We start from the raw sequence: 15144 nt of genomic DNA, 5'->3' as shown, positions 1-15144 counted from the left end.
CGGCTTTGAGGCACCCCTGAGCACCAGCCGGAGTCAGGCGGCGAACAGCGGGAGAAGATCGGTCAGCGTGGCGAGAGAGTGCGCGGTGGTGCGGCTTCCGGACCGGTCCAGGTGCGCGGAGGCGATGCCCAGCGCGGCCGCTCCGCCGATGTCGCTGGTCACCGAGTCGCCGACGTGGATCACGTCGGTGGCGGCGAGGCTGAGCTGTCGCAGCGCCAGCCGGAACGGTTCCGGGCGGGGCTTGTAGGCGCGGGCGTCCTCGCTGGTCACCACGCCGGCCACGGTGATGCCGTGCCGGTGCAGGACGGCGTCCAGGTCGCCGCGGTCGGCGTCGGAGACCAGGCACACCGGCACCGGCACGGCGGCCAGGAACGGGAGGGCGTCGGCGAACAGCGGGGTGGTGCGCCAGAACGCCGTCTGCTCCCGGGTGACCTGCGCGGCGTCGATTTCTACGCCGAAATGCTCCGCGGTCTGGGTCAGGCTCGCGGTGGTGAGGTCGGCCAGGCTGCGGAAACCGTCACCGTGCGCGGTGTCGGCCATCGCCCAGATGCGCGTGCTCCACTCCCGCTCGACGACGTCCGGCTCCACCCCGGCCAGCCCGGCGACCACCGCGGCGACCGCGGACACTTCGGCCTCGTCGTCGTGCACCAGCGTGCCGTAGACATCGAGGAGCACCGCGCGATACATGGCGGGGATCCTAATGCGGTTGCGGTGGCTCGTAGGCTTTCGGCATGAGTGCCTTCGCCGCTTGGCGGACCCGCAGCTGAGGGTCGGCTCACCGCCGCGCCCACCTGACGCCTTTTCTGTCGGCTTTCAGAGACTCCGCTTGCGAGGCACTTCCATGCGTATCCGTTCTTTCGTCCCGTCCGATCTCGCCCGGCTCACCGCGTTGACCATCGAGACGTTCGGGCCGTTCTATGAGGACTCCTTCCGGCCGCTGGTGGGTGAGGTGGTCTTCGCCAACCAGCACGGTGCCTGGCGCGACGACTACGTCACGCAGGTCGCCGGGCTGCACGATCCGGACCAGCACCGGTACGTCGCAGTGGCCGAGGCCGGAGGCGCGCTCGCCGGGTACGTGGCCTGGTCGGTGGACCTGGCGCGCCGCACCGCCGACGTCACCATCCTCGCCGTGGCCGCCGGGCAGCGCCGCCGGCACACCGGGACCGCGCTGTGCGAGCACGCGTTCGCCGCGATGCGTGAGCTCGGCGCCGAGGTCGTCACGATCGGCACCGGCGGGGATGGCTTCCACGCGCCGGCCCGCGCCCTGTACGAAACGTTCGGCTGCACCCCGCTGCCGGTCGTCGTCTACTACCGGGAGTTATGACATGACGCGACGGCTCGGGTTCGGGGCGATGCATCTGGTGACCGAGGCGGGGCCGGGTCGGGAGGCGTCGGTGGCGGTGGCCCGTCGCGCCGTCGAGCTGGGTGTTCCGCTGATCGACACCGCTTTCCTGTACGGCGGTGGAGCCAACGAGCACCTTGTCGCCGAGGCCCTGCACCCCTACCCGGACGGCGTGCTGATCACCACCAAGGTCGGCGTGGCCCGCACCGGCCCGGCGGGGGAGTGGAAGCTGGACGGCCGGCCCGAAGTCCTGCGCGAGCAGGTCGAGCAGGCCCTGCGCCGGCTCCGGCTCGACCGGATCGAACTGCTGCAACTGCACCGGATCGACCCGGAGACCCCGCTCGCCGACCAGCTGGGCACCCTGCGTGAACTGCAGCAGCAGGGCAAGATCGGCCGGATCGGGCTGTCCGAGGTCACCGCCGGTGAACTCGAGCAGGCCCGGCGGCTGGTCGACGTGGCGAGCGTGCAGAACCGGTACAACCTGCTCGACCGCGAGCACGAACCGGTGCTCGACGCGTGTGAGCGGGCCGGGATCATGTTCCTGCCGTGGCGGCCGGTGGCCTTCGGTACGACGGGGGAGCAGTCGGTGGTCGCGGCGGTGGCGGCCGAGCTGGGTGCGACCGCGACGCAGGTGGCGCTGGCCTGGCTGCTCGCCCGGTCACCGGTGATCGTGCCGATTCCCGGGACGGCCCGGCTCGACCACCTGGAGGAGAACCTCGCCGCCGAAGCCCTCCAGCTCACCCCTGCCCAGCTCACCACCCTGAACGACGTGGCGAGCTGAACCCGGCTGGCTCCCAGCGGTGTGTCGCCCGGCTCGTGACACCCCTGGGAACCAGCTGGGGCCGGGATGTGTGCCACGGCCTGCGGATCCCGGCTGGTGCTCAGGGGTGCCTCGAAGCCGTTGAGGCACCCCTGAGCACCAGCCGACCGCCGGGAGGCGCGGCACGGTCCGGAGTGGCAGCGGTGTCGCGTGAGACCAGCCCGGGGCGTGGCTTGTAGCCTGCGGCGGGCGCTCCGTATTCGTACCAAATAGGACCGGAAGCCGGGACCACCTCGCGCCGAGCAGTGGGTTGACCGGAAGCCGGCGACTGCCTTGCGCCGAGCGGCGGTTCGGCTAGACCGCCAGCAGGATCGCGCTGACCAGCAGGCTGCCCAGGAGGTTGTAGGAGCCGGAGATCGTGGCGTAGAGCAGTGGGCGGGGGAAGTTCGGGTTGATCGCGATGGTGACCGTGTTCGCGGTCAGGTAGCCGAGGCCGACGATCAGGCCGAACAGCAGGGCGTCGCCGTAGGTGTCGATCTTCAGGGCGGCCATCAGGATCGCGCTGGTGACCGTGATGATCAGGCTGGTCAGGGGTGGGCCGGCGAAGAACAGCGGCGAGCCTTGCGGCTTGGCGCCGGGGTCGCGGCCCAGGGACAGGTTGTAGGCGCGGGGGAACAGCAGCGCGAACCACACGCCGCCGAGCACGGTGAACGCGACGAAGCCGGCCAGGATCCCGAACCAGTTCAGATCGCCCAGAACATCGAACATGCTGCTGACTCCGTACTCACAAGGGGTTGCTGTCGAGACGAAGATTCGCAGCAGTAGGTGCCAGGGTGTGGCCTCTTCTCCGGGCAGAATCCAGGACATGCCGAAAACCTCCGCCCGCCTGCTGGCCCTGCTGTCGTTGTTGCAGACGCGCCGCGACTGGTCCGGCACCCTGCTCGCCGACCGCCTCGACATCAGCCTGCGGACCGTGCGCCGCGACGTCGACCGGCTGCGCGAGCTCGGCTATCCGATCGTCGCGATCAAGGGCCCGGACGGCGGGTACCGGCTGAGCGCGGGCGCCGACCTGCCGCCGCTGCTCTTCGACGACGAGCAGGCCGTCGCGCTGACCGTGGCGTTGCAGATCGCCGCGACCACGCCGGGCAACGGGCTGGCCGAGGCCGCCGAGCGGGCGCTGCACACGATCCGGCAGGTGATGCCGTCGCGGCTGCGGCACCGGATCGCCGCGCTGCGAGTGACCGCCGTCGAACGGCCCGGCACCCCGGTCGACGGTGACGTGCTGCTGGCGCTGAGCGCGGCGGTGCACGGGCACGAGGTCGTGCGGTTCGACTACGGCGACGCGGACGCGGATCGGCCGCCGCGCCGCGCCGAACCGCACCACGTGGTGACCCGGGACGGACGCTGGTATCTGATCGCCTGGGATCTCGACCGCGCGGACTGGCGGACGTTCCGGGTCGACCGGATCCGCCTGCGCACCCCGAACGGGCCGCGTTTCGCTCCGCGTTCCTTGCCCGGTGGCGACGTCGCGGCCTACCTCACCGGCACGTTCCGCGGATCACAAGAAGCCGACGGCGGATGGCCGTGCCAGGGCACCGTGCTGGTGGACAAGCCGGCGGCCGTCATCGCCACCTACACCCGGGAGGGCCTCGTCGAGCAGGCCGGCCCGGACCGCTGCCGGGTCACGCTGGGCTCCTGGTCCTGGGTGGGACTGGCCGCCGCCTTCGCCCGCTACGACGCGGAGATGGCAGTGGTCGGCCCGGCGGAACTGAGCGCAGCGTTCGCGCAGTTGTCCCGCCGGGCCGCCCGGGCCGCGATCAGCCCACCACCGACCTCAGCGGGATCGAGGCCGCCCGCAGGTCACTGATCAGATCTTTCAGGTACGGGTGTTCGTCGATCGGCAGCCCCTCCGGGTTCGGAACGGTCAGGTACGCCGAATCGCCGACCACCGCGGCCGTCGCCGTGCCGGTGTACCGGCTGACCACCTGCTGGGTGCGCGCCAGGTCAGCCACCGCCACCTGGATCCGGCCCGGCCGCCACTCCCCGCCCAGGTTCGGCGGGTCGGGCTGGTCCGCCGCCCGGGCCCGAGCCGGGTCCACACTCGGCGCCACCAGCCGCGCCTCCGGTGCCGCCCCCGGGTAGAGCAGCGCGTTCGCCACCAGTTGCAGCCCGTTCTCGTTGTAACCCCGGAACAGCGGGTTGAACGCGAACAGCACCGCGCGCCCGGCCCCGGTCGGCTCGTCCACCACCACCGACGTTCCCTTGAGGACGTCGGCGTGCACGGTGTAGCCGTTGTACCAGAACGTGTCGTCGGCCGGGTACGTGACGACGTTGGCGCCGGTGGTGCTCGGGGTGAGGACCGGGTCGCCGTTGTTGAACTGGAAGTCCTCGGCCGGCCGGCCCGCCGCGACCGGGCTGTCGTCGTGCACGTCCACCCGCAGGTGCGACCCGATCACCAGGTAGTCGGCGGGTTTCGGCTTCTCGGTGGTGGAGGTCAGGCCGGCCGCGCGGGCCAGGCGGGTGCCCTCGTTGCGCAGGCCGACGTACGTGTGACCCTGCGCGATCCAGTTCCGCAGGTTGGCCTGCCCGGCCGCGGTGAGCCCGCCCGTCGCGTTGCTGCCGTCCGGGACCAGCAGGACCGTACGGGCGGTGAACGCGGCCGTGTTGTCGTTGATGTCGGCGGTCGTCACCGGGGAGAGGGTGAGCCCCCACTGGTTGCCCAGCACGTACCGCGCCTCGCCGTAGGAACCCGAGGTGGTGGAGATGCCGGTGCCGCGGAACAGCCCGACGTCCGGCAGGGTGACCGCCGTGCCGGTGGCAGCCCGGCGACTGGCGGTCAGGGTGACGCCCAATGACCGGGCGAGCTTGTCGACGGCCGGCGTGACCGCGGTGGCCGGCACCCGGACCAGATCGTCGTCACCGAGGACCGGGACACCCTGGCCGAGCAACCGGAACGTCAACTGGGCCGCCGACGCCGAGTCCGCCCGGTACGAGTACGAGCCCCGTGCCGCCTCGTCGCGGCCGCCTTCGAGCCGCGTGACCCGCTCGGCCCGCGGCTTGACGGCGTCACCGGTGTAGATCGTGGTGATGCCCATCAGCAGCGGGTTGCTCCACGACGACACGTCATAGAAGTACGGGAACGGCACGTACGGGTCCTCGCCCAGGGTCGCCTGGATCCAGTGCTTCTGCGGCTGCTCCATCGGGATCCAGTACGCGCCGGCCGGCACTGTCACGTTCGTACCGGTCCGGCCACCGAAGAGGTGCGCGGTGGGCACCTTCAGCGGCTTCGTGACCCGGTAGACCTCGACGTCCATCCGGCGCAGCCGCTCGACCAGTTTGCGCACGTCGGCGAGCTGCCGGTCCGGCATCAGGAAGTACGACTTGATCTTCAGGTCCGGCACCGGGAACTGGACCTCGTTCGTCGGCTGGACCACCTCGTTGGGTTCGAGCGTGCCGGCCCGGCCCTCGGCGAGCGCGTCCGACCAGATCTTGTAGTAGCTGGTCAGCACCTCACGCTTGTTGGCCGCGGCCCACCCGAGGGTCGCCCACTGGGTGTTGAACTGCTGCTGCACCCGGTCCTGGACGGCCGAGGCACTGCCTTTTTCGTACGTCATGCCGGCCGCGCCGAACCCGGTCGCCGGAACGGTGTCGCCATAACCCATGTAGAACAGGTCGTAGGTGTCGTAGTTGAAATAGCACTCGTCCGTGACGGTCTCCGTGCACGCGCCGTGGTAGCCGAATCCGGCCTTGTTCGCCTCACCGATCCGGTTGATCCAGTCGACCGGTTCGTCGGCGATCTCGTGGTGGATCGGGTCGGCGTTCGGCGGGAAGAAGTACTGCTTCCCGCCCATCTCGTGCGCGTCGATGAAGACCTGCGGCGGAAACTTGCGGAGCAGCTCCAGCTTGCTGTCGGTCTCCGGCTGGGTGCGGGCGAACCAGTCCCGGTTCAGGTCGAAGCCGTACTCGTTCTGCCGGCGCAACGCGTCCCGGCCGTCCGGGTTCTGGGTCGGCACGATCACCGTGACCAGGTTGTCGGTACGCTGGCGTACCGCGCAGGACAGGCCGGATGCCAGCTCGTACAGGGTCTTGAGGGCGGCGTCGGCGCCGCTGGTCTCGCCGCCGTGCACGTTGCCGGCGATCCAGACGATGGCCGGTTTGTCAGCGGCGATCCGGCGCGCGTTCACGGCTTTGAGCGAGCGCGGATCCCGCAGGCCACGGATGTCGGCGGCGATCTCGGCAAGGGTGCTCTTCTTCGCCTGCCTGCTGCTGGTCACCACGGCGTACGGCAGCGACCGGCCGAGCACGCTGGTGCCCATCGTGCCGCTGGTCACGCGGTCGGACGACTGGTCCACCGCGCTCAGATAGCCCTGGATCTCGTCGTTGGTGACCACCCGCTGCTGGCCGGCGCCGAGCGGGAACCCGAGGAACGCCTCCGGGGCCGGCACGGTGCTCAGGCGGGCGGCGGGGTCGTCGCCGCAGGTGGTGGGCGGCGGGGTCGCGGTGGCCGGTGTGCCGGTCAGCAGCGGGGTCATGGCGGTGATCAGCACGAGCGCCAGGGCGCCCGCCAGACGGTTCGGCGGAAGTCGCAACGTGTCCTCGTTCCCTTCCCGGGAAATGACTCGAAACGATCAGCAGCCTATGGCGTCGAATTCACGAAGGTCAACGTGTGGCACGGTTTGCCCATCGACTACCACGAATGCTGACATTCATCCCGGGAAGTATGCCTGTGGCCGGGTGGCCCGGTGACGGGAACGAAAGAACACCGGCCGGATCGGGTGAAATACCCCGTTCCAGCCGGCGTTCGCCGTGTTTCTAGTTCACGCGTTGCGCGACTTCTTAGTTCACGCGCTGCGCGACCGACAGCCGCGAGCGGAAGTCGCTGAGCGTGACGACCCCGGCGGGCACCTCCTCGACCGGGAAGATCGCGATGTCCGCGTCGTCCTCGGCCAGCTGGGGCAGCCACTCCTTGAGGAACACGTCGACCGAGATCTTGATGGCGTGCTCGCCGTCGACCTCGCCCTCGTTGTCGAGCCGGGCCACCGTCGCGTACGGCCAGATCGGCAGCAGGGTGTTGCGCTTCCCGTCCTCGGTGAACAACGTCTCGTCCTCGTCGCCCCAGACCCACAGCGCGCGCTTGGCGGCGATGACCTCGAACGTCTTGGCCACCCGGGCCTCGTCGTCGAGCTTGCGGAGCCGGTCCGCCTCACCGCGCGAGATGTCGTCCTGTGCCACGTGGCCTCCGTTAATCCCATGCTTGCGTACCGTGGCGATGGTATGCCGGGCGGGGCGTGCCGGATCAGGCGGGTATCCGCGCGGCCATCGCGGCGCGCGCCTCGGGCATGGTGGTGAAGATCGGCAGACGCTCGGCGCCGATCCGCCGCAGCCGGGTCTCCAGCACGGTGGTGGCCGGCATGCACAGGGCCAGCGGCACGGTCGGCCGGATCGCGGCGGCGGCCCGGCGGGCGGCCAGCCACAGCGGGAGGCTCGCGGCGTCGTCGTCGGTCATGCCGTGCAGGTCGATGATGACGGCGGCCGGTGCGTCGGCGAACCGGGCACGCAGCCCGGCCACCACGTCCACACCCAGGCGGTGCGACCAGACGCCGTGCACGGCGTACTCGACGACAGGGGAGGGGGACACGGTTTCTTCTCCCTGGAGTGCTTGCGCGGATTCGAGTGCGCTACCAGGGTCTGGGGCAGCTGAAGACGGCGGACGCGTAGCCGCAGCCACCAACCTACGGCAGCCCGGCTCACTCCAGCGCGTTGTCACTCTATAGTGAGGTTTAGCGCGTCGTTTCAGGTTTCATCCGGTCGCAGCTCAGGTTTTGGTCCCGCCGCAGCCGATCGGTCAAAGGTCGGATTTTCTGGTCGCACGATATCCGGAGCAAGGGATCATGGACCGGTGAGTGGCCGCATCTTCGCGATCCTGTCCCCCTTCGTCGGCGGTGACTACTACGGCGCGATCATCGAGGGGATCAACGCCGCGGCCGTGGCCGGCGGCGACCGGGTGATGGCGGTGCAGACCCTCGACCCGGGCTCGCACAGCGCCGACCGCAGCGGGTTGCCCGAGTTCCGCCGGCCGCTGGCCTGGGACCACGTGTCCGGGCTGGTGGTGCTGCCCGGCGCGGTCGAGCCCGGCTGGGCCGCCGCGGCGCGTCGGGCCGGCCTCCCGGTGATCCTGGTGGCTCAGGACGCGACCGACACCGGCGCGTCGGTGGTCCTGGCCGACAACCGCAGCGGCGTACGCGAGGCCGTGCGCCATCTGATCGACCACGGTCACGAACGGATCGCGTTCGCCGGCTACCTGGCCCACTTCGACCTGCGCGAACGGCACGAGGGATACCGCGAGGGACTGCTCGCGCACGGCTTGACCCCCGACCCTGCGCTGCTCTTCGACACCGGCGACAACCACGAGAGCGGCGGGGAGGCGGTCGCCGGCACGCTGATCCGGGCCGGGATGCCGGCCACCGCGATCGTGCTCGGCACCGACCGCAACGCGATGGGGCTGATCGGCCGGATCCTCGCGGCCGGCTACCACCTGCCCGGGGACCTTGCGGTGGTCGGGTTCGACGACATTGCCGACGCGGCGTACCTGCGGCCGGCGCTGTCCAGCGTGCGGCAGCCGCTCGACGAGGTGGGCGCCGCGGTCTACAAGCTGTTCGGCGAGCTGCTGGCTGACCCGGCCGGGTCGCCGCGCACCTGGCAGGTCCCGACGATCTTCCAGCGGCGCCACTCGTGCGGCTGCCCGAGCACCGGCCTGCCAGTGTCAGAACCGGACACCCGCTCGCTGTTCGGCCAGGTCCAATATCTGCAGGCCACCCTCAACATCCAGTACGAACTGGGCATCGCGCTGCTCGGCACCCAGCAACTCGACGCCCGCGCGCTCGACTGGCTCGGCCTGACCCCGGCCCTGGCCGGCTGCCTCGGCCTCTGGACCTCCGACCAGCCCGGCCACGACGGCCCTGGCCGGGCCGCGGGCCCGGCCGTCGAGGCCGATCGGCTGCGCCTGGTCGGTGAGTTCCGCATCGACCTCGGCGCGCCCGACGCCGAACTGCCGGTGTCCCGCTTCCCACCGGCCGCCCTGTTCGACCTGGCCGACGGCGCGGCCGGTGACATCGTCTTCTCGGTGCCGGTCCGCAGCCGCGCCAAGGACTGGGGCATGCTCGCCGCGGTCGGCCGGATCCAGTCCACCACCCCGCCCGGCCGCGAGATGATGAACCACTCCGGCGCCCTGCTCGCGTCGGCGCTGGACTACCAGGTGATGATGACCGCGCTGCGCGAGCAGGAGGAACGGCTGCGCACCGCCGCGCTCCGCGACCACCTGACCGGCCTGCCCAACCGGGTACTGCTGGAGGACCGGCTGGCCCGGGCCGAGGCGCGCGCCGCCCGCGAACCCGGTTACCGGTTCGCGGTGCTGCTGCTGGACCTGGACGGCTTCAAAGCGGTCAACGACACCCACGGCCACGCCACCGGCGACCTGCTGCTCATCGAAACCGCCCGCCGCCTGACCGCCCTGCTGCGCCGCACCGACACGGTCGCCCGGCTCGGTGGCGACGAGTTCGTGGTACTGATCGACGGCCTGCCCACCCCGGACGCCTACCAGTCGGTCTGCACCGGCATCCAGGAGGCCGTCTCGATGCCCACCGTCATCGACGGCCGCACCGTCGAGGTGGGCGTCAGCATCGGCGTAGCCGTCTCCGGCAACGGCACCATCGACTCCGACCACCTGCTCCGCGAAGCGGACGCCGCCATGTACCGCGCCAAATCCACCGCCCGCCACCGCTGACCACTCCCGGTCACCCGACGCCCAGCCGGCAGGCGCGCCGGGCCGCTGCGCGCTTCCGTGTCTTGGCTGGTCGTGGGGGGTGTCTCGAGGTGTCGATGGCACCTCTCGCGCCCAGCCGGCAGTCGTGCCGGGTCACCGTGTGCTCCCGTGCCCCGGCTGGTCCTGAGGGGATGCGTCGATTGCTCCCTGAAAGCCCGCCGACTGTCCCCGGCCGGTGGTCACAGCTGTCTCGGGCCGTCGAGGCAGCCGCCAGCGCCAGCCGGGTCGGGAGGGGCGCTGTGGCCGAGAGGGCAGGCGAGCGCGCGCTTCTTGGCCCCCGGAAGGGCGGTCCGTGCACGCATTGCCGGACTGCGTCCTGCTGCCGCCCCTGGGCGGGCGGTAAACGCACGCAGACCCCGATCGCGTGCCGCTACCGCCCCCGAATTCGCCGATCGCGGACTCCGGCCGCCCCGTCAGCCCCGATTGCGGACTCCTGCCGCCCCGTCAGCCCCGATTGCGGGTTCGTGCCGCCCCTCCAACTCCGATCGCGGACTCCGGCCGCCCCTCCAACTCCGATCGCGGGCTCCGGCCGCCCCTTCGGTGCTGATCGCGAACCCCCGCCGCCCGGCGCGGGCTGAACGAACCCCCGCCGCCCGGCGCGGGCTGAATGAGTGCGCCGGCCGCCCCGGCCGATCGCAGCATGCCGTTTACCGCGACCTACTTCGATGCGACATGGCCCAGCGGGTCAGCGCCCGCGCCAAGGGCATCCTGGACCGCTGCCCAGCCGCTGCTCTCGACGCCGAGCGCGTGCCGCAGGTATGCCAGCGTCACCCGCTGGACGAGCGCCACCCGACCGGCGTGCTCGTCGGTCGTCTCCCGGGCGTCGTACCCGGCGATCCCGCCCAGCGAATGTTCCGCGCCGGTCAGCGTGAGCAGGCTCTTCTTGCCCGGGCTGAGGAAATACGGGTCGGTCGTCCACTCCGGACCCCGCACCGTCAGCGGCAAGTCGTCCTTGTCGCCGGCGACCACCAGGGCCGGTGTGGTCATGTGGGCGAAATCCGGGTTCATCCACGGGAAGTTCTCCGCCGCGAACGGCGTCAGATCCGATCCGCCCCGACCCGCCGTCGCCAGCAGCACCCCGGCCATGACCCGCGAGTCGGACAGAGCTTCCGCCGGTCCGCTCCCCGGGTCGAGGACGCGCAGGCCCAGCAGAATGCCCGCGCTCTGGCCGCCGAACGAATGCCCGGCCACCGCGATCCGCCCGTGGTCGAGCCGGCCGGCCAGACCCGGCACCGCGGCTTCCAGCACGTCGAGCCGGTCGAGAATGCGTGTCAGATCCTCGACCCGCAGCCGCCAGAGCCGCCGGGTGCGCGGATCGTCCGGTGCGAGGCCCACGGTGCGCGAGTCCAGGTGGGTGGGCTGGACCACCACGAAGCCGTGGGCGGCCCAGAAGTCGGCGAGCGGCCCGTACCCGTCGAGCGAGGAACCGTAGCCGTGCGACAACAGGACGATCGGCAGATCATTCCCGGTCACCGGTGCGGAGATCTTGACCGGCAGGTCCGTCCCGCGGCCGGGCGCCGGCAGCAGCACCGGCTTCACCGAGACGGTGGGAACGGGGAACATTGTTGACGTGGTCATGACGAGAATGCTGGTGGTTGCCGGTATCACTTGTGAAGAAGGCACCTTTTTGGTACCCAGGTACCTGATGGATACCAACTTTCCCGACCTTCGGCAGTTCGGTGGCGCCGAGGCGTTCCTGCGGGTGTGCAAGCCCCGGGTCGTTCTCGAGATGTTCACCAGCAAATGGACCGCGCTGGTGATGGGCGCGCTGCTCGACGGCCCGCGCCGGTTCAGCGAACTGCGCCGCGCGCTGGACGGGATCACTCAGAAGATGCTGTCCCAGACCCTGCGGACGCTGGAGCGCGACGGCCTGGTCACCCGCACGGTCTTCCCGACGGTCCCGCCCCGGGTCGACTACGAGCTGACCGCTCTGGGCCGCAGCGCCACCGGCATCCTCGAGGCGATCGGTGCGTGGGCGGGTGAACACGCCGACGCGGTGATCGCGGCCCGCACGACGTATGACGCCCGCGCCGCCGAACCGCCCCGCCCGGTGACATAGATGAGCATCGCCGCAGCCGCCGCGCTCGCCGACGCCATCACCGCGCTCGACGGCGTCGCGGTGCGCGCGGTGATCCTGCACGGCTCGCTGGCCACGGGCACTTTCCGCCCCACCCGCAGCGACCTCGACCTGCTGGTAGTCGTCGACGACGGCCTGACCGACGAGCAGGCCACCGCGCTCGAACGGTTGGCCCGCCGGGCGGATCTCGGCGACGCGGCAGGCCTCGACCTGGATGTCGTGACCGCGCGGGTCGCCGCCGCGCCGGTCCGTGAGCCCGCGCTGGAACTGCACATCGGCCGCTACCCCGGCCCGCCGGACCAGCCCACCGCCGGTGAGGTCGAGCGGCGGGTCGCGGCGGCGCCGGATCTGCTGGCCGAGCTGTCGATGGCCCGGGCCGACGGGCTCTCCCTGCGCGGCGCGGGGCCGCACGAGGTGATCGGTCCGGTGCCGCCCGCCTGGGTCGTCGATCGCGGCCGGCATTGGCTGCGCACCTGGCAGACGCTGACCGATGACACCGAGCACGCCGCGTTCATGGTGCTGACCGCGTGCCGCATCTGGCGGTTCGCCGTGGAGGGCCGGCACTGCGCCAAGACCGAGGCTGCGGCGTGGGCACTGCAGCAGGACCCATCACTGACCGCGATCAGACAAGCCCTTTCACAGTACGAAGGTGAGCCGTCCGTCCCGGTCCCCGCGTCAGCCATCGCCACCGTCCTCGGCCGCGCCCTGACCGAGACCACCCGCCACACCCCGCAACCGCCCGGCTGGTTCTGGGGGGTGTGTCGGGGTGCCGGAGGCACCTCTGGTGTCCAGCCGGTGACCGGGTTGTTGTGTGTGGTCCGGTGCCCGGCTGGTTCTGGGGGGGTGTGTCGGGGTGCCGGAGGCACCTCTGGTGTCCAGCCGGTGGACCGGGGCGCGGCGACGCCGCCCGGGGGGAGGCGGGCGGCGTTGACGGGGTGGGGCGGATCAGGCCAGCACCTGGTCGGCGCGGGCGGGACTGCCGTCGGCCAGGCCGCGGTCGATGGCTCGCCGGGATGCCAGCCACATCGCGGTACCGACGACGAACACGATGCCCTCCGTGACGGTCAGGGCCCAGATGATGCCGGCCAGGCCGAACCACACGTTGCCGAGCAGCACGGTCGGGATGAACAGCACACCCTGCGTGACCGACATGACCGTGGCCGGCAGCGCCCGCCCGGTGGCCTGGAACAGCGAGGTGAGCAGGCCGGTGAAGCCGTTCGCCAGCATCGCGATGAGTTGCGCGGTGAGGACCGTGACGCCGATCGCGAGCACCGAGTGGTCCGCGGAGAACGCCGCGAACACCTGCTCCCGGAAGACGATCACGGTGACCGAGAAGAGCAGGCCGATGCCGCCGACGGTCAGGGCCGCGGCGCGCAGCGCGGTGGTCAGCCGCTTGCGGTCGCCTTTTCCGTACGAGTAGGCCAGCAGCGGCAGCACCCCCAGCGTCACGCCCATGATCAGGAACTCCGGCACCTGGGCGATGCGGACCGCGACGCCCATGGCGGCGAGCGGGCCGTCGCCGTACCCGGCTGCCAGGTTGTTCAACACCAGCGAGGTGACGATCAGGAACGCGGCCTGCAACAGTTCACTGACCCCGACGCCGAAGACCGGCTTCAGGACGGCCGGCGCCAGGGTGAACCACCGCGGCGCCAGGCTGAGGTGCTCGCTGTGCCGGTGCAGCCAGGTGGCGAAGTAGCCGATGACCACCAGGTTGGACAGGCCGACCGCCAGTGCCGCCCCGGCCACGCCCCAGTGCAGGACCAGGATGAACAGCACGTCGAACAGTACGTTGGCGATCGTGGAGGCGATCAGCCCGACCATCACCTGGCGGGCGGCGCCCTCGGAGCGGACGAGTTGTTCCAGGCAGAACGCGGCGGCCAGCACCGGGACGAAGATCAGCAGGACGGTGACGAAGTCGGTGGTCGCGGCGACGGCGGAGGTGTCCGCGCCGAGCAGCGACACCAGCGGGTGCAGCAGGAACAGTCCGAGCCCGCCGAGCACGGCGCCGACGATCCCCGCGCCCCAGAACGAGAACGACGCGACGTGTTTGATCTCGCCGGCCTTCGCCGGGTCGTGTTCGGACGCGCCGAGCAGCCGGGAGATCAGCGCGCTGCCGCCGGTGCCGAACACCCCGCCGACCGCCATGACCAGGCCGAGCAGCGGTGAGCCGAAGGTGACCGCGGCAAGCATCGCGGTGTTGTGCAGCGAGCCGATGAAGCCGGCGTTGATCACGTTGTAGACCGCGCTGACGATCATCGCGGCGGCCATCGGCACGCAGAGGTGCACCAGGGCGCGGACGATCGGCGCGGAGGAGAGGTACCAGCGGTTGCTGCCGACAGCGTCGGCCTTGGCGGGGGAGTCCGTGGCGGTGGAGGAGGCGCTCATGACTGATCCTTTCCGGGCAGGGTGCAGCGCACGCCGACGAAGGCCGGCGCGGCGAGGGGCGTGTGGCGGGCAGGGTGCAGCGCACGCCGACGAAGGCCGGCGCGGTGTGGGGCGTATTCAGGTCAGGGTCCAGCGCGCGACCGGCGAGACGCCGACGCGGTGCGGAAGTTCAGCAGGCCAGGACTACCTGGTGGGCTGCGGCAGCTCTGCGGTGATCTTTTCGAGCAGGGTCTGCAGGGTGGCGCGTTCGGCCTGGTCGAGCGGGGCCAGGATGGTCTCCGAGACGCCGGCCATCGCCGTGTCGAACCCGGCGATGAGCTCGACGCCGGCCGGGGTCGGGTGGATCCGTTTGCTGCGCGAGTCGCCGTTCTCGGTGCGGCGCTCGACCAGGCCGCGGCGTTCGAGGCCGGTCAGGAGGCTGGAGACGCTCGCCGCGCTGGTCCGGGTGATCTCGGCGATGTCGCGCTGGATCGCTCCGGGGTTCAGGCGCAGATAACCCAGCACGAAGCTCTGCTCGAAGCTGAGCTCGCGCTCCCGCATCCAGTCCTCACCGGCTTTGCGCTGGGCCCAGCCGACCCAGCGCATCAGGTCGAGGCTGCTCGTGAGGGAGGGTTCCGGCGTGTTCATGGTTAGAACTCTAACCATTCGAGCCCTAACCGTCAATGCTCTAACTAAGCCCGGGACTCGGTTTTGAGGGTTTGACTGCTCCGGTTGTACCAAATGGGGTTGAGGTTTAAACCGAGAGTTCAACGATATCG

13 protein-coding genes and 1 pseudogene are annotated in these 15144 nt (G+C 71.0%); 6 read left to right on the top strand and 8 right to left on the bottom strand.

Annotated elements, in window-relative coordinates; all coding sequences use genetic code 11:
• Positions 1-33: 33 nt before the first annotated feature.
• The gene (locus Apa02nite_RS42995) at positions 34-687 is read right to left on the bottom strand and encodes an HAD family hydrolase (protein WP_203830241.1); all 654 of its coding nucleotides are present in this window, start codon (positions 685-687) and stop codon (positions 34-36) included.
• Positions 688-841: 154 nt separating this feature from the next.
• Between Apa02nite_RS42995 and Apa02nite_RS42990 the strand changes: the two genes are divergently transcribed.
• Together Apa02nite_RS42990 and Apa02nite_RS42985 are read left to right on the top strand one after the other, a co-directional pair.
• A complete protein-coding gene (locus tag Apa02nite_RS42990) occupies positions 842-1324 on the top strand; it encodes a GNAT family N-acetyltransferase (RefSeq protein ID WP_203830240.1) in 483 nt (160 codons plus the stop codon).
• A gap of 1 nt (position 1325) precedes the next feature.
• Complete coding sequence (locus Apa02nite_RS42985) at positions 1326-2123, top strand: aldo/keto reductase (protein WP_203830239.1); 798 nt, start codon at positions 1326-1328, stop codon at positions 2121-2123.
• Between the two features lie 333 nt (positions 2124-2456).
• Here Apa02nite_RS42985 and Apa02nite_RS42980 read toward each other — a convergent pair whose 3' ends face one another.
• The gene (locus Apa02nite_RS42980) at positions 2457-2870 is read right to left on the bottom strand and encodes a DUF1761 domain-containing protein (protein WP_203830238.1); all 414 of its coding nucleotides are present in this window, start codon (positions 2868-2870) and stop codon (positions 2457-2459) included.
• A gap of 97 nt (positions 2871-2967) precedes the next feature.
• On the opposite strand from Apa02nite_RS42980, the gene Apa02nite_RS42975 reads away from it, so the two are divergent.
• Positions 2968-3969, top strand: coding sequence for a helix-turn-helix transcriptional regulator (locus Apa02nite_RS42975; RefSeq protein ID WP_203830237.1), 1002 nt, complete (start codon positions 2968-2970; stop codon positions 3967-3969).
• Here Apa02nite_RS42975 and Apa02nite_RS42970 read toward each other — a convergent pair.
• From Apa02nite_RS42970 to Apa02nite_RS42960, 3 genes are all read right to left on the bottom strand, one after another.
• The gene (locus Apa02nite_RS42970; RefSeq protein ID WP_239164956.1) at positions 3920-6691 is read right to left on the bottom strand and encodes a M14 family zinc carboxypeptidase; all 2772 of its coding nucleotides are present in this window, start codon (positions 6689-6691) and stop codon (positions 3920-3922) included. The two genes, Apa02nite_RS42975 and Apa02nite_RS42970, sit on opposite strands and share 50 nt — an antisense overlap.
• A gap of 247 nt (positions 6692-6938) precedes the next feature.
• The gene (locus tag Apa02nite_RS42965) at positions 6939-7334 is read right to left on the bottom strand and encodes a DUF2750 domain-containing protein (protein ID WP_203830236.1); all 396 of its coding nucleotides are present in this window, start codon (positions 7332-7334) and stop codon (positions 6939-6941) included.
• 64 nt (positions 7335-7398) lie between these two features.
• Positions 7399-7740, bottom strand: coding sequence for a hypothetical protein (locus Apa02nite_RS42960; protein WP_203830235.1), 342 nt, complete (start codon positions 7738-7740; stop codon positions 7399-7401).
• A 261-nt stretch (positions 7741-8001) separates the two neighbouring features.
• Between Apa02nite_RS42960 and Apa02nite_RS42955 the strand changes: the two genes are divergently transcribed.
• Positions 8002-9885 carry a substrate-binding and GGDEF domain-containing protein gene (locus Apa02nite_RS42955; protein ID WP_203830234.1) on the top strand — a complete coding sequence of 628 codons (1884 nt, stop codon included), beginning with the start codon at positions 8002-8004 and terminating at the stop codon, positions 9883-9885.
• 696 nt (positions 9886-10581) lie between these two features.
• On the opposite strand, the gene Apa02nite_RS42950 is transcribed toward Apa02nite_RS42955, so the two are convergent.
• Positions 10582-11502, bottom strand: coding sequence for an alpha/beta hydrolase family protein (locus tag Apa02nite_RS42950; RefSeq protein ID WP_203830233.1), 921 nt, complete (start codon positions 11500-11502; stop codon positions 10582-10584).
• A 67-nt stretch (positions 11503-11569) separates the two neighbouring features.
• Here Apa02nite_RS42950 and Apa02nite_RS42945 point away from each other — a divergent pair, with 67 nt between their 5' ends.
• Complete coding sequence (locus Apa02nite_RS42945; RefSeq protein ID WP_067684862.1) at positions 11570-11983, top strand: winged helix-turn-helix transcriptional regulator; 414 nt, start codon at positions 11570-11572, stop codon at positions 11981-11983.
• Positions 11984-12643: pseudogene (locus Apa02nite_RS52485) on the top strand (nucleotidyltransferase domain-containing protein); the annotation flags it as partial.
• A 303-nt stretch (positions 12644-12946) separates the two neighbouring features.
• On the opposite strand, the gene Apa02nite_RS42930 reads toward Apa02nite_RS52485, so the two are convergent.
• Both Apa02nite_RS42930 and Apa02nite_RS42925 read right to left on the bottom strand, forming a co-directional pair.
• Positions 12947-14386 (bottom strand): MATE family efflux transporter, encoded by a 1440-nt coding sequence (locus tag Apa02nite_RS42930; protein WP_203830232.1) that lies wholly within the window; start codon positions 14384-14386, stop codon positions 12947-12949.
• A 183-nt stretch (positions 14387-14569) separates the two neighbouring features.
• Positions 14570-15013 (bottom strand): MarR family winged helix-turn-helix transcriptional regulator, encoded by a 444-nt coding sequence (locus tag Apa02nite_RS42925; RefSeq protein ID WP_203830231.1) that lies wholly within the window; start codon positions 15011-15013, stop codon positions 14570-14572.
• Between the last annotated feature and the right edge of the window lie 131 nt (positions 15014-15144).

Source organism: Actinoplanes palleronii, from assembly GCF_016862315.1.
GTDB lineage: Bacteria > Actinomycetota > Actinomycetes > Mycobacteriales > Micromonosporaceae > Actinoplanes > Actinoplanes palleronii.
This window is presented reverse-complemented; position numbering and strand designations above follow the sequence as displayed.

Coding starts and splice junctions, on each gene's coding strand:
- Apa02nite_RS42995 (WP_203830241.1), bottom strand. CDS start 687: ATGTATCGCGCGGTGCTCCTCGATGTCTACGGCACGCTGGTGCACGAC.
- Apa02nite_RS42990 (WP_203830240.1), top strand. CDS start 842: ATGCGTATCCGTTCTTTCGTCCCGTCCGATCTCGCCCGGCTCACCGCG.
- Apa02nite_RS42985 (WP_203830239.1), top strand. CDS start 1,326: ATGACGCGACGGCTCGGGTTCGGGGCGATGCATCTGGTGACCGAGGCG.
- Apa02nite_RS42980 (WP_203830238.1), bottom strand. CDS start 2,870: ATGTTCGATGTTCTGGGCGATCTGAACTGGTTCGGGATCCTGGCCGGC.
- Apa02nite_RS42975 (WP_203830237.1), top strand. CDS start 2,968: ATGCCGAAAACCTCCGCCCGCCTGCTGGCCCTGCTGTCGTTGTTGCAG.
- Apa02nite_RS42950 (WP_203830233.1), bottom strand. CDS start 11,502: ATGACCACGTCAACAATGTTCCCCGTTCCCACCGTCTCGGTGAAGCCG.
- Apa02nite_RS42945 (WP_067684862.1), top strand. CDS start 11,570: ATGGATACCAACTTTCCCGACCTTCGGCAGTTCGGTGGCGCCGAGGCG.
- Apa02nite_RS42930 (WP_203830232.1), bottom strand. CDS start 14,386: ATGAGCGCCTCCTCCACCGCCACGGACTCCCCCGCCAAGGCCGACGCT.
- Apa02nite_RS42925 (WP_203830231.1), bottom strand. CDS start 15,013: ATGAACACGCCGGAACCCTCCCTCACGAGCAGCCTCGACCTGATGCGC.